We start from the raw sequence: 13807 nt of genomic DNA, 5'->3' as shown, positions 1-13807 counted from the left end.
CCATGGAATCCCCCGCTCACTCCCCCGCCGGCCCCGTGCCGTCGCCCGCTGTCACCGCCGCGCACTCCGCCGTCCCCGCCCCGTCGCCCGCCGCCCTCACCTTCACCCCGGTGCTGCGCGCGCTCCGCCTCTGTCTGCACGCGCTGCTCGCCGGGCTGCTCGCGCTCGCCGCGGTCAAGGCCGTCGCGGGCGCCCCTGGCGGCTCCGGCGGCGCGCACGCGTACGCGGTCGTCGCGGCGGCCCTGGTGATGGCCGGGGTGTACGCGGCCGGCGCGCTGAGCCCGTCGGTGCGGCACTCGCAGCGCGCCGCCGCGGTGTGGCTGGCCGTCCTCGGCCTGTCCTGGCTGGCGCTGCTCGCCCTGTCCCCCGACGGGCTGTGGGCGGCCTTCCCGCTCTACTTCCTCCAGCTGCACCTGCTGCCGATGCGGTGGGGGCTCTCGGCGGTGGCCGTCACCGCGGCCGCCGCGATCACCAGCTTCGTCCTGCACGGGCAACCGGTCACCGCCGGGACGTTCATAGGGCCGCTGCTCGGCGGCGCCGTCGCCGTGGCGACCGTACTGGGCTATCAGGCCCTGTACCGGGAGAGCGAACGGCGCCGCGAGCTGATCGACGAGCTGCTGTCCACCCGCGCCGAGCTCGCCGAGGCCGAGCGGGCGGCCGGCACTCTCGCCGAGCGCGAGCGGCTCGCCCGCGAGATCCACGACACCCTCGCCCAGGGTCTGTCCAGCATCCAGCTCCTGCTGCGGGCCGCCGAGCGTGCCCTGCCGGGCGAAGACCCGGCCCTCGGCCACATCCGGCAGGCCCGCGAGGCCGCCCAGGACAATCTCGCCGAGGCCCGCAGGTTCGTCCGGGCGCTGAGCCCGCCGGACCTGGAGCACGGCTCGCTGGCCGGCGCCCTGGAGCGGTTGTGCGCGCCGGCGCCGGGCGGGCCCGCCGTGCAGTTCGGGATCAGCGGGACGCCGGTGGAGCTGCCCACTCCGTACGAGGTCGCCCTGCTGCGCATCGCGCAGTCCGCGCTCGCCAACACGGTGCGGCACGCGAAGGCGGACCGGGCGGAGATCACGCTGAGCTTCATGGAGACGTCCGTCTCGCTCGACATCGTCGACGACGGCATCGGCTTCGACCCCCGTTCGGCACGCCGCACCAAGACCGCCGACGGCGGCTTCGGACTGCCCGCCATGCGCTCGCGGGCCCGCTCCCTCGGGGGCACCCTGAGCGTCGAGTCGGCACCGGGCCAGGGCACTGCCGTCGCGATCACCCTTCCGTTGCCGTTGCCCGCTGGAGTGTCCTCATGAGCGCGTCCCCCATCCGTCTGCTGCTCGCCGACGACCACCCCGTCGTACGGGCGGGCCTGCGCGCCGTGCTCGACGGGGAGCCGGACTTCGCCGTCGTGCAGGAGGCGTCGACGGCGGAGCGCGCAGTGGAGCTGGCGGCGGGCGGCGGGATCGACGTGGTGCTGATGGACCTCCAGTTCGGTCCTGGCCGGATGCACGGTTCGGAGGCGACGGCCGCCATCGCCGGCCGGCCCGGCGGACCCCGGGTGCTGGTCCTCACCACGTACGACACGGACGCGGACATCCTCGCGGCCGTCGAGTCGGGGGCCGCCGGTTACCTCCTCAAGGACGCCCCGCCGGAGGAGCTGGCCGCGGCGGTGCGTACCGCTGCCGCGGGCCAGTCGGCGCTCGCGCCCGCCGTCGCGCACCGGCTGATGGACCGGATGCGCACCCCCGCCGAGGCCCTCACCAAACGGGAGCTGGAGGTCCTCCAGCTGGTCGGCGAGGGCCTCTCCAACCAGCAGATCAGCAAGGCGCTCTTCCTCAGCCAGGCCACCGTGAAGTCACACCTGGTGCACATCTACGCGAAACTGGGCGTGGACTCCCGTACGTCCGCCGTCGCGGCGGCTACGGCCCGCAGGCTGATCAGAAGGTAAGGAACCGAAGAATCCCCATGACCTACTTCATGTACGACGTCCAGGGCACCGCGGTCGACGAGCCGGACGCGGACACCGTCCGCAAGCTCGTCCAGGAGGCTCTCGCGAGCACCGACACCGAGAACCCGGACGTCTCGCTGACCCATGCGAGCGGCTGGTCGCTGAGCGCGTACGCGGGCGGCCTGCTGCTCTGGGAGAACGTCGAGGACGAGGAGGCCGCGCCGGGCTCCCTGGACCAGGTCGCCGAGGCGGAGGTCCTGCGGCTGTTCGCACTGCTCGCGGCGGGCGAGGTCGACCAGATCGCGGCGCTGGACTGGCAGCGGGCGGCATAGCCGCACAGCTCCCTGGTGGGGCGGGGGCCTCCTGGGTGGGGCGGCGGCCCCCAACTCCCTGGTGGGGACGTCGGCGGCCTGCCTAGTATCCGGCGGGTGGACAGACAGGTTGCGGCACACGACACGTTCCTCGGGCTGACGCGGCTGGCGGAGCGTGCCGCGTCGGGCGGCGCCCCTGGCGGGGCGGTGGCTGCCGAACTCGCGGCGCTGCTGCCCCGCTCCGTACCGGAATCGCCCGAGGCGGCGCTGGTCCTGGCGGGTCTCTACGAGCGGTTGGGCCCGCACCTGCGCGAGAGCCCGCTGCCGCCGTGGCGTACGGCGGCCCGGCTTCCGGTACGGGTGCGGATCGCCTGGCTGCGCACCGAACTCCTTCACGACCCGTCGGCGGTACGGCGCGAGCCGTCGGCCCGGCTCCTGCTCCATGCGGTACGGGACGCGGACGTGACCCACGCGCACCGCCCCGACCTGCTGGCCGCCGAACTGGCCCGCACCGGCGACCCTGCGCTGCGGGCGCAGGCCCTGCGGCTGACGGTGGCGGCACTGCACGCCGGACTGCTGACGCCCGCACGGGCGCGGACGCGGCTGCTGGAGCTGTTGGACTCCCCGGCGGGGGCGGGTGCACGGACGGACCTGGATGATCCGGTCGTACGCGACGTGCTCGTCGAACTCGCCGAGCCCTGGGCCGCGTTGGACCCGCTGCCGCCCGAACGGTCGGCGGCCTTCCTCTCCGCCGGTGCGGCCACGGCCCCGGTACGCCCCGGTGTCGCCGATGCGGCGCTGGCCGTCGCCGCCCGGCACGGCCACGGCGGCGTGCTGCGGCAGGCGATCGAGGACCCCGCGCTGCCGCCGGGGTTCCGGCGTCGCGCTCTCGAACTCCTCGGCGACCTCACCGAGCGCGGTGAGGTCGGCGCTCTGACGGCCGTCGCCGCGCGGGACCCACTGCTGTTCGGCGGGCCGCTCGTGGCCTGTCTGCGCGGGATGCACCGGCGCGGGCACTTCGCGACCGACGCGGACGTGCCCGCGCTGGTGGCGCTGGCCCTGGCTGACCACTCGATCCGGGCGCTCGATCTGGCGACCGTCCTGTTCACCTGCCGCCACACCCTGCTGCGGGTGCTCGTCGACGCGCCCGGCACCGGTCCCGACTGGCCGCGACGGCTCGCGCTGCTGGTGGCGCTCGCGGGGCAGGGTGCGGCCGAGCTGCCGATCGGGGCGGAGATCACGCGCGTACTGCGGTCGGTGCCGCCGGGTCCGGCGGCCGGGCCCTTCCTCGAAGCGCTGCGCGCACTGCGGTACGAGGGTGCGGAGGACGCCGTGCTCGCGCTCCTCCCGTCGGTTCCGTCGGCGGCCCTCGACGCGCTGAAGGCGGTGGGCGGGGACCGGACGGTGGAGGTGCTGCGCGAAGGATTCGGGCTGGGCACGCGCACCGGCTCCACCATCCCCACCGGCTCCGGCATCGCCCCTCATCTGCGGCCCGTACGGGAGCAAGCGCTCGGTCTGCTCTGGCAGTTGACCCGGGACCCGGCGCAGCGCGGCGATCTGCTCGCCCGGCTCGACCCCGCCGAACTGCCGCTCTGTGTCGCCGCCGACCTCGGTGGGCCCGACGAGCGCGAACTCGCGGTGCTGCGTTCCCACTTGGCCCCTGACGATCCGCGGGAGGCCCTGCTCAGACTGGCCGCCCACGGCAGCACCAGCACGCTTCCCGTCCTCGCCGACCTGCTGCTGCGTCTCGCGGGCGAGGCGGCCGCGTCCGTCGAGCCCGGTGCGACCGCACCGCGCGCCCCCGTGGAGCCGGTGGACCGGCCGGAGTGGCCGCCCGGCGAGCCCGAGATCCCGCAGGACGTCGTGGACGCACTGCGTGCCCTCGGCGGCCGGCTCCATCTGCGGCAGCGCATCCGGCCCCGCTGGCACCTCGACGCGACCTTCCCCGACGATGCGGGACACGCGCTCGTCGCGGACCTGGCACTGGGCCTGCTGGAGCGGCCGGGGGTCAGCGCGGGTGAACAGGCCGTCCTGCTCAAGCTGTTGCTCGATTCACCGTCGCCGCGCACCCGTCCCCGAGTGCACCGGCTACTGCGCCATCCGGACCGGCACGTCCGCAAGCACGTGATCGCGCTGCTCGCCAGGGACGCCGCCGGTGAGGACGCCCAGGCGCTGTCGGCGACCCTGATCACCCTCACCGCCGCCCAGGACGTCCAGACCGTACGGCAGGCCCTGCTGGCCCTCGGGCATGCGCGGGCCCACTGGGCCTCGCGGGCGGTCGCCGCCTGCCTCGACCACCGGAACATGAACGTCCGGAAGACCGCCGCCGAGGTCCTGGCCCTGGTCGGCACCCCCGACGCGGTGCCGGAGCTGCTGCGGCAGCTCGGGCGGCAGGAGAACCCGGGGCTGCGCGCCGCTCTCGTACGGGCGCTGCGCGCGGTCCTCGGCAAGGCGTACGCCGCGACCGTACTGGCCGCCGCCGAACGCGCGGGGGACGCCCGCACCCGCGGCCTTCTCCTGACGGGCCTGCACCGCGCTCTGTCCGTACGGGCGATCCTCGCGCTCGACGAGCAGGCGTCGCCCGCCGCGCCGGTGCTGCTCGCACAGCTGCCGGACCGCAGGCGGCCGGACGGCCCGGATCCGGACGGCACGGATCCGGACGGCACGGACGCCGAGGCCGTGGCCCTGCTGGCCAAGGGCTGGGACCCCGGTCTCGCCCTGCGCGTCGTGGCGCACGACGCCGACCGGCCGATACAGGACGGCCAACTGGCCGTACTACGGCCACTGTTGGCGGACTGGCTCCGGCTCGCCGGGTCCTCTCCGCGCGGCACCGGCCACCGGGTGCTGGCCCTCGCACTCCGGCTCTGCCCCGCTCCGTGGCCGGACGGCGAACCGGCGGTCTTCGCCCGGCACCTGCCCACCCTGCTCGCCGCGCTCGGCGGCCAGGGGACCTCGGCCGGGACGCGGGACGCGCTCGTCGCCGTACTCGAAGCGGTGGCGCCGACGCTGCACGCCGTCGACGCGATGACGGTCGCCGACGCGGTGCGCGCGCTGCCCGCCACGGCCGGAGGCAGGTCGGCGCTGACACTGCTGCGCCACTGCGGCGCGGTGCTGGTACGCGCGGACGTCGAGCGGGCGCTCGCCTCGGCCGGACGCGGCGCCGATCCGTGGCGGGCCGAAGTCGCCGTGCTGCACGAGGCGTTCGAGACGACTGCGAACACCGAGACGTCGGCGGCCACCGGTTCGACTGCGACCACCGAGGACAGGGAGTGGCGGGACGCCCTGGCCGCAGCAGTACGTACTGGCTCAACGCCCGGCGCACTGCACGAGTTCCAGCGCGGGACGGGCAGCGTGAGCACGAGCCGCACCGCCCCCTCGGCGCTGCTGGCGGCGCTGATCGATGTCTACCCGACCGCCTCCGGGCCCGAGGTGCGTTCTGCGCTGCTCGACTGGATGACGGACCTCCAGCCGCTCGGCGTACCGCCGCTGCCACTGTCGCCTCCGCCCGCCGACGTACCCGTTCCCGTCCCCGTCCCCGTCCCCGTCCCCGTCCCCGTCCCCGGACAGTCCGGCCGCGCGGTGCGCGCCGACGATCTCGACCAGCCCCGTTCAGCGGCCCAGCACGCGCGTCTGCTCGCCATGCTCGAAGCACCCGAGCGCGACCGCCGGGACACCGCGGCCCTGGCGCTCCTCGCCTGGCCCGAACCGGCGGCCCGGCTGCCGGTGCTGCGGGCCTTCCTGCGCGGCCGGCTCTCCGGCCCCGCCCTCGGCGCGGCCACCACCGGGCTGACCGACGCGCTACGGCTCCTCGACCCGGCCGAGCTACGCTCCGACGGCGTACTCCCCACGCAGGTAATGGAGTTGGTCCCGCGGCTCGGGCCGTGGGACCTGGTGCCCCTGCTCCCCCTGCTGCTCGACCAGTGGGAGCACGGCCCGTCCGCCGTCCGGGCACAGGCCCACCACGCGCTGCGCAGGATCCCCGCCGACCTGCTGGCCGAGCACCTGACGGACCGGCTCGCCCCCGGCTCGTACGCAAGCGGGGGCGAAGACGGGGGTGCAGGCGCGGGCTCCGGCTCCTGGGGCCTCCTCGATCTGCTCGCCGGGCGTTCGCTCCTGCGAACCCCGGCCCTGACCCTGGTCCGCCGTCGGCTGCGTGCCGAGGGGCGCGCCGATCTCGCCGACGGCATCGTCCTCGTGGACGGGCCGCTGCGTGGCCCCGACGCCGCCGAGCAGGACTCCGTAACCCTGTCCGCGCTGCGTGACCGCGCCCCGGCCGCCACGTCCGACCGCCGCCCGTCCCGGCGGGAGCTCCTCGCCCTCGCCCGGAGCGGCGAGACGGCACAGATCCGCCGTGCGCTCACCCGCCTGACGGAGGAGCACGACGGCCGGATCCCGGCCCCGGCCGCCGAGAGCGCCGAACTGCTGGACGTACTGGCCGAGTTGCTGACCCACCCCAGACCCGGGGTGCGCCTGCACGCCCACCGGGCCTCGCGCGCACTGCTGGACCGGCGGACCCACCTGCACCTCACGGCGACCCTGCTGGACGACCCGCAGACCGACGTGCGGTGCATGGCGGTCCGCACGCTCTGCGGGGCCGCGTGGGAGCCGGCGGTCCCCGCCGTGATCGGAATGCTCGACCACGCCCACCCGGTCGTCCGCAGGACGGCCGCGGAGGGCCTGGTCCGGCTGGGCCCTCTCGCCGCGCCCGCCCTCCGCAGGGCAGCCGACCGCGCCCGCCCCGACAGGAGGTCCCGCTACACGGACGTACTCACGGACGTACTCGCGGCCCTACCCGGCGGCCCGCTCCTCACCGAAGCGTTCGACCGCGTCCCGGACGAGCCCGATCGCGGGGCCCAGCGCGCTCACGGACCCGATCGCCCCGGCGACCAGCAATAACGAGCGGCGCAGCCGCAGTACGTCGGGCGCTCCGCTCAGGACCATCGCGGCGAGGGCGGCCAGCTCGTCCTCGGCGATCATCCGGTCCGACAACTCGGCCGGGTGCGCGGCCAGTTCGCGGCGGAGACGGGCGACGACCGTATGGAGCTCCGCCACCCTGGGATCGCCGTCAGCGCTGGTCACACACCGCTCCTCCGCGCTTCGCAACAAAGCTCTCCCCCTCGCACGCCGTCGTGCCGCAGTCGGAGATCGTTCCCCTGCGAACGATCCCGGGCGTCGGGCACGTTAACGCTCTCGTCGCGTGAGCGCCACCGCACGGACCGTGATTCGGCCCCGGGGGTTGAGCGGGCCGCTGTCACATTCGTGATGCGGTCGTGGCCTGGAACGGGTACGACCCGGCCGCCTCGCACCACCGCCGACCTCGGCAGATCTACGCTGGGCCGAGTGCCGCACAGCAGTGCGGGCACCTGTCACCGAGCGAGGGGGGTCTCATGTCGAGCGGTTGCCGCGACTGCAGGACGTGTACGAAGAGCCTGCTGGGCCGGACCGCCCGCAAGACGCTGTACGCGGTCACTCTCTCCTGGCTGATCAAGCCAATCTTCCTGCGGAACTGTCCGCAGTGCGGACATGTGATGCGCCGTCACCAACGGCGCACCGACGGCTCCTTCCAGGACTAGGACCTGTCCTGCGGGTCCTGTCGCGGCCCTAGGGCGCCTTCGTCTCTCCGTCAGGGACCGCGTTGCGCGCCGATGGCGGGACCTTCAGCGGCGGGGCCTGGGTGCCCTTCTTGCGGGTGTCCAGCGACTCCGGCGGCACCGATGACGCTTCGGGCCCCGACGGGTAGGTCTCGTCCGGGCCGTCCCCCGACCCGCCGCCCGACCCCGGCTGCCGCGTCTGACCGTGCTGCCCCGACGGGTTGGTGCCGCCGCCCGGCTCCTCCTTGGTCAGCACGTACGCGGCGCCCGCGCCGAGACCGCCGACGACGATCACCGCCGCTGCCGCGCCGAGCGCCACCGCACGGCGGGAGCGGGTGCGTGGCTTTGCTTCCGCGACGGGGCCGGATCCGGTACGCGCCCCGGGAACCGCGCCCGAGCCCGCCGCCGGGCCCGGTCCCGCTCCGAAGGCGGGCGTCTCGTCCGGGGAGCCCGGCTGCGGGTAGGCGTAGGCCGCGTACCCCTGCGGGAGCGGCGGCATCTGCTGCGCGGGCGCGGCGGGGTATCCGTACGGCTGGCCGACCGGCGGCCCGAACACGCCCGGCGGCGTGTCGGGCGAACCCACCGGGCCCACCGGGCCCACCGCACCCGGCGCTCCCGGCGCTCCCGGCGCTCCCGCACCCGTACTCGGCGTTCCCGTCCCCGGCGTCCCCGCCGCCGTCGGCACCGCGGGCCGGGCCGAGATGGCGGCGCTCAGTGCGGGCGGCAGCCAGTTCTCCGCGCGGCGCAGGCCCGTGCCCCCGGCGGCGGCCCGGCAGAGGCCGATGACCTCGGTCGGGGTGGGCCGGGCCGCGGGCGCCTTGGCCAGACAGCGGGATATCAGTTCGCGCAACGGGGGCGGGACTTCGTCGATCCGTGGTTCCTCGTGGACGATGCGGTAGAGCACCCCGTGCGGGGTGCCCTCGCCGAACGCCATGCTGCCGGTGGCCGCGTGCGTGGCGACCAGCCCCAGCGAGAAGACGTCCGTCGCCCAGCTGATCTGTCTGCCCTCCGCCTGCTCGGGGGCCATGAAGGTGGGCGTGCCGACGGCGACGCCGGTCGCGGTGAGCGAGCCCGACCCCGCGGCGTGCGCGATGCCGAAGTCGATGACGCGGGGACCGTCGCTCGCGAGCAGGACGTTGGACGGCTTGAGGTCGCGGTGCACGATGCGGCAGGCGTGGATCGCCTGGAGCGCTTCGGCAACCCCTGCCACCAGCAGCAGTACGGAGTCGACGGGCAGCGGCCCGTGCGCGGCGACCGCCTCCGCGAGCGAGGGGCCGGGGACGTACGCCGTGGCCAGCCAGGGCATCTCGCCCTCGGTCTCGGCGTCGATGACCTGCGCGGTGTGCAGACCCGCGACCTGCCGCGCCGCCTGCACCTCCTGGCGGAACCGTCGGCGGAAGTCGGCGTCCCCCGTGAGGTGCGGCTTGATCACCTTCAGGGCCACGGCCCTGCCGCCCGGCGTGTGGGACAGATAGACGTCGCCCATCCCGCCCGCGCCCAGCCGCGCGACCAGCCGGTATCCCCCGACCGTCCGCGGGTCCTGCTCCTTCAGCGGCTCGAAAGCCCCGTCCGCACTCAACTCGACTGTCCCTCCAGTGACGTACGTTCGACCGTATCTGAGGTATCCAGAGACCATGGCGCCTGCATCGACATCGCACAATGCACACCACACGCACACCGTGGACACGACGGCGGCCGGGAGCACCCCGCGGAACGCCCCGCAGGACACCGGCACCGTGGGTCTGCTCCTCGCCGCGGGGGGTGGCCGGCGCCTCGGCGGCAGGCCGAAGGCGCTCCTTGAGCACCGGGGCCGCCCGCTGGTCGAGCACGCGGTGCGGGTGCTGCGCGAGGGCGGCTGCGCGCAGGTGTACGTGGTCCTGGGCGCGGCGGCCGAGCAGGTACGGGCGCGGGCACGGCTGGACGGATGCGTCACGGTCGACAACCCCGACTGGTCCGACGGCATGGGCACCTCCCTCCGCGCGGGCCTGAACTCCCTTGAGTCCGAGGGCACTTGGACCACCGCACTCGTCTCGCTCGTCGACCAGCCCGGGATCGGCCCGGAGGCGGTGGCGCGGGTGCTCGGCGCGGACAGGACGGGGCTGGCGGCCGCCGCGTACGACGGGAGGCGGGGGCACCCGGTGCTGTTCGCGGCGGACAGGTGGGCGGAGATCGCGAGGGCTGCGGTGGGCGATCGCGGGGCACGCGCCTATCTGAAGGAACACGCCGCGGAACTCACCCTCGTCGAGTGCGGCGACGTGGCCGATGCGTACGACATCGACCTGCCCGAGGACCTCGCCCACCTGAAGTGAGCGGGGCGGCACTCAGGGCCACGATCTGTCGCCCCGAAGATTCTCGACATCAACAAACCTTGAACTTCCACCATGAGGAAACTAATATCCACTGTTCAGAAGCGCCTGATCGACCGAAACACATCAGACGGCGCCTGCGCCCGTATCTCGGCACCCCCGGCACCCCGTGCCGGGGCGGAAGCCCGGCGGTCGCGAAGGCACCGCCCGCGAAGGAGTGACAGCTCATGTCCGCACCAGCGCCGTCCCCGCTGGCCATCGTCGACGCCGAGCCCCTGCCGAGGCAGGAAGAGGTTCTGACCGACGCCGCCCTCGCATTCGTGGCCGAGCTGCACCAGCGGTTCACCCCCCGCCGCAACGAGCTGCTGGCCCGCCGCGGTGAGCGCCGCGCCGAGATCGCCCGTACGTCCTCGCTGGACTTCCTGCCGGAGACGGCGGCGGTCCGCGCGGACGACTCCTGGAAGGTCGCGCCGGCCCCGGCCGCGCTGAACGACCGCCGGGTGGAGATCACCGGTCCGACCGACCAGAAGATGACCATCAACGCCCTGAACTCGGGCGCCAAGGTCTGGCTCGCCGACTTCGAGGACGCCTCGGCCCCCACCTGGGAGAACGTGGTCCTCGGCCAGCGCAACCTGATCGACGCCTACACCCGCAACATCGACTTCACCGACCCGAAGTCGGGCAAGTCGTACGCCCTGAAGGACAACTCCGAGCTGGCCACGGTCGTCATGCGGCCGCGCGGCTGGCACCTGGAGGAGCGCCACCTGCGCGACGCCGAAGGGAACACCGTCCCGGGCGCGCTGGTCGACTTCGGCCTGTACTTCTTCCACAACGCCAAGCGGCTGATCGAGCTCGGCAAGGGCCCGTACTTCTACCTCCCGAAGACGGAGTCGCACCTGGAGGCCCGCCTCTGGAACGAGATCTTCGTCTTCGCGCAGGACTACGTGGGCATCCCGCAGGGCACCGTCCGCGCGACCGTCCTGATCGAGACGATCACGGCCGCGTACGAGATGGAGGAGATCCTCTACGAGCTCCGCGAGCACGCAGCCGGCCTGAACGCGGGCCGCTGGGACTACCTCTTCTCGATCGTGAAGAACTTCCGCGACGGCGGAGCGAAGTTCGTCCTGCCGGACCGCAACGCGGTGACGATGACGGCGCCCTTCATGCGGGCGTACACCGAGCTGCTCGTCCGCACGTGCCACAAGCGCGGCGCGCACGCGATCGGCGGCATGGCCGCCTTCATCCCCTCCCGGCGCGACGCCGAGGTCAACAAGGTCGCCTTCGAGAAGGTCAAGGCGGACAAGGACCGCGAGGCGGGCGACGGCTTCGACGGCTCGTGGGTCGCGCACCCGGACCTGGTGCCGATCGCGATGGCCTCCTTCGACGCGGTCCTCGGCGAGAAGCCGAACCAGAAGGAGCGGCTGCGCGAGGACGTGTCGGTGGCCGCTGGTGATCTGATCGCGATCGACTCGCTCGACGCGAAGCCGACGTACGAGGGCCTGGTCGCGGCAGTCCAGGTCGGCACGCGCTACATCGAGGCGTGGCTGCGGGGGCTGGGCGCCGTCGCCATCTTCAACCTGATGGAGGACGCGGCCACGGCCGAGATCTCCCGCTCCCAGATCTGGCAGTGGATCAATGCCGGTGTGGTCTTCGAGAACGGCGAGAAGGCGACGGCGGAGCTGACGCGGAAGATCGCGGCCTCGGAACTCGCCGCGATCCGCGACGAGTTGGGCGAGGAGGCCTTCGCGGCCGGGAAGTGGCAGCAGGCGCACGATCTGCTGCTGACGGTGTCGCTGGACGCGGACTATGCGGACTTCTTGACGCTGCCGGCGTACGAGCAGCTGGTGGGCTGACGCGCTCGGGGGGGGGCGGTCGCGAGCGCGAGCAGCCGTGAGGGGGCGTGCCGCGGTGGGGGGCCGCCCCCTTGCCCACCCGTCCCGCCCCCGGGGGGCGGCCCCGCTGCCCAAGAGGGCTAGGGGGCGGCGGCTTCAGCCGCCCAAGGGGGCAGCTTTTAGGGGCGCGGGGAACTGCGCGATCAGCCACGACGCACCCGCACGACGACCACGCACCCCATCCCCACCTCACCCCCACCCGTCGCCCCGCGCCCAGCGCCCAGCGGTTAGCGGATCGGTTCTGCCAGCTCTCCCCTCAACCGCTGCGCACGCAACACCAGTTCCAGCTCGAAGCGACGGTCCGGATCGTCGACTTCCGCCCCCCACAGCTCCCTGATCTGCCGCATCCGGTACCGCACCGTCTGCGGATGCACCCCCAGCCGGGCCGCCACCTCCGGCGCCCCGCCCCGGGTCTCCAGCCATGCGAGCAGCGTCTCCGCGAGCCTGCGTCCCTGCGTCGGCCCGCAGCCCGCCAGCGGCGCCAGGCACCGGGCCGTCAGGTCGCCGATCAGTTCCTCCGGCGGCAGCAGCACCAGTGCCTCGGTGTGCTCCGTGCAGTGCAGCAGCCCGCCCGCCGGCAGCAGACCCCGCTCCATGAGCCCCACCGCCGCCGACGCCCAGCGCAGCGACTTCGCCGCCTCGGCGAGCGGTACGGCGGGGCCGAGCGCCCCCGTCCAGCCGTTCGTCGCCCGCCGCAGCTGCTCCGAGCGGCCCGCTATCTGCGGTTCGGGCACGACCATCAGCGGCTGTTCGCTCTCCATGTCGAGCAGGACCTCGTCACCGACCGCCGGGGCGACGCAGTCCCGCGACGGGCGCAGCAGTACGCCGACCGCGACCCGCTCGGGCAGCGTCCAGCCGATCCTGGCCGCGTGCGCCGCGAACTCGGTCAGAGGCTCGGCCTGACCACCGCCGCGCCCGCCCCCGCCCCCGCTCCCGCTCCCGACGTCCCGCTCCCGCAGGATCACCTGGGCCAACTTCCTCTGCAGGCGCAGCCGTTCGCCCGCCTGCCGGGCCGCCGCCTCGGCGTAGCCGCGTACCGACTCGTCCACCAGCCCGTCCAGGAAGGCGAATCCGGACTCGGCGAGTTCGTACATCGCGGGCGGCGGGATGCTCAGCTGCTGCCCGATCTCGGCGAGCCGCCGCCAGGCGAGCCGCACCCCGAGCCGGTAGACCGCCTGGAGGGAGTCGAGGGAGCGGCCGTGCAGCCCTTCGCCGCGGCCGAACTCCTGGAAGACCTCCAGGTGCAGGTGCGGCCGGCGGCCGTCCTCCCGTACCAGATGCTGGACGAAGTCCTCCAGCGCGCGGCGGATCCCGACCAGCGCCATCAGGTCGCCGTGCTCGTCGACGATCAGCGGCATCCGGGGGTGCTCGCGGCAGATCGCGTCGAGTATCTGCTGGGCGAGCGCGGGCACTTCGGCCAGTGCCCGGTCGGCGAACTGCCGCACCTGGAGGCGCGGTACGTCCACCCAGGCCGATGCCGTGTCGGCGAGCGGGGCCGCCCCGGCTTCCGTCCCGGCCTCTGCCCCCTCCGTCGTACCGGCCTCCGCCCCGGCCGTCGGACCGGCCGCCGTGCCCGCTGTCGTCCCGTTCATTTCCGCGGCGTCCCCGTCTCGTAGCTGATCAGAGGCACATTGGGCTGTTCCGGAGTCGCGTTCAGGAGCGCCACGATGCCGAACGCCGCGCCCACCGCGAGGGCGGCGGCGGCGAGCGAGGTCAGTAGCGCGGAGATCAGTCTGGGCATGGCGGGAAGCCTCTCTGACGCTGGTCCCCACCGGCA

Annotated in this window: 11 protein-coding genes; 7 read left to right on the top strand and 4 right to left on the bottom strand. The window is 74.2% G+C overall.

Annotated features, from left to right (window positions below):
• Positions 1-2: 2 nt before the first annotated feature.
• From ACH4SP_RS07370 to ACH4SP_RS07355, 4 genes are all read left to right on the top strand, one after another.
• Complete coding sequence (locus tag ACH4SP_RS07370) at positions 3-1295, top strand: sensor histidine kinase (protein WP_398410823.1); 1293 nt, start codon at positions 3-5, stop codon at positions 1293-1295.
• Positions 1292-1930: a response regulator gene (locus ACH4SP_RS07365; RefSeq protein WP_398410817.1), complete on the top strand. Its 639-nt coding sequence runs from the start codon at positions 1292-1294 to the stop codon at positions 1928-1930. The genes ACH4SP_RS07370 and ACH4SP_RS07365 overlap by 4 nt, the downstream gene beginning before the upstream one ends.
• A gap of 17 nt (positions 1931-1947) precedes the next feature.
• On the top strand, positions 1948-2262 hold the full coding sequence (locus ACH4SP_RS07360) for a hypothetical protein (protein WP_398410814.1): 315 nt from the start codon (positions 1948-1950) through the stop codon (positions 2260-2262).
• 96 nt (positions 2263-2358) lie between these two features.
• Positions 2359-7137: a HEAT repeat domain-containing protein gene (locus tag ACH4SP_RS07355; RefSeq protein ID WP_398410810.1), complete on the top strand. Its 4779-nt coding sequence runs from the start codon at positions 2359-2361 to the stop codon at positions 7135-7137.
• Here ACH4SP_RS07355 and ACH4SP_RS07350 read toward each other — a convergent pair.
• A complete protein-coding gene (locus ACH4SP_RS07350; RefSeq protein ID WP_398410808.1) occupies positions 7030-7320 on the bottom strand; it encodes a DUF5955 family protein in 291 nt (96 codons plus the stop codon). The genes ACH4SP_RS07355 and ACH4SP_RS07350 overlap by 108 nt on opposite strands.
• A gap of 308 nt (positions 7321-7628) precedes the next feature.
• Here ACH4SP_RS07350 and ACH4SP_RS07345 point away from each other — a divergent pair, with 308 nt between their 5' ends.
• Positions 7629-7814, top strand: a complete 186-nt coding sequence (locus ACH4SP_RS07345) for a hypothetical protein (RefSeq protein ID WP_398410806.1) — start codon at positions 7629-7631, stop codon at positions 7812-7814.
• Positions 7815-7842: 28 nt separating this feature from the next.
• Here ACH4SP_RS07345 and ACH4SP_RS07340 read toward each other — a convergent pair whose 3' ends face one another.
• Positions 7843-9411: a protein kinase gene (locus ACH4SP_RS07340; RefSeq protein ID WP_398410802.1), complete on the bottom strand. Its 1569-nt coding sequence runs from the start codon at positions 9409-9411 to the stop codon at positions 7843-7845.
• A gap of 100 nt (positions 9412-9511) precedes the next feature.
• On the opposite strand from ACH4SP_RS07340, the gene ACH4SP_RS07335 reads away from it, so the two are divergent.
• Complete coding sequence (locus ACH4SP_RS07335) at positions 9512-10141, top strand: NTP transferase domain-containing protein (protein WP_398410797.1); 630 nt, start codon at positions 9512-9514, stop codon at positions 10139-10141.
• 224 nt (positions 10142-10365) lie between these two features.
• Positions 10366-11991: a malate synthase A gene (gene aceB / locus ACH4SP_RS07330; RefSeq protein ID WP_398410794.1), complete on the top strand. Its 1626-nt coding sequence runs from the start codon at positions 10366-10368 to the stop codon at positions 11989-11991.
• Between the two features lie 266 nt (positions 11992-12257).
• On the opposite strand, the gene ACH4SP_RS07325 is transcribed toward aceB, so the two are convergent.
• Positions 12258-13622, bottom strand: coding sequence for a helix-turn-helix domain-containing protein (locus ACH4SP_RS07325; protein ID WP_398410792.1), 1365 nt, complete (start codon positions 13620-13622; stop codon positions 12258-12260).
• Positions 13619-13771 carry a hypothetical protein gene (locus tag ACH4SP_RS07320; protein ID WP_362413969.1) on the bottom strand — a complete coding sequence of 51 codons (153 nt, stop codon included), beginning with the start codon at positions 13769-13771 and terminating at the stop codon, positions 13619-13621. The genes ACH4SP_RS07325 and ACH4SP_RS07320 overlap by 4 nt, the downstream gene beginning before the upstream one ends.
• Between the last annotated feature and the right edge of the window lie 36 nt (positions 13772-13807).

The organism is Streptomyces sp. NPDC021093, assembly GCF_044333135.1.
Taxonomy (GTDB): Bacteria; Actinomycetota; Actinomycetes; order Streptomycetales; family Streptomycetaceae; genus Streptomyces.
This window is presented reverse-complemented; position numbering and strand designations above follow the sequence as displayed.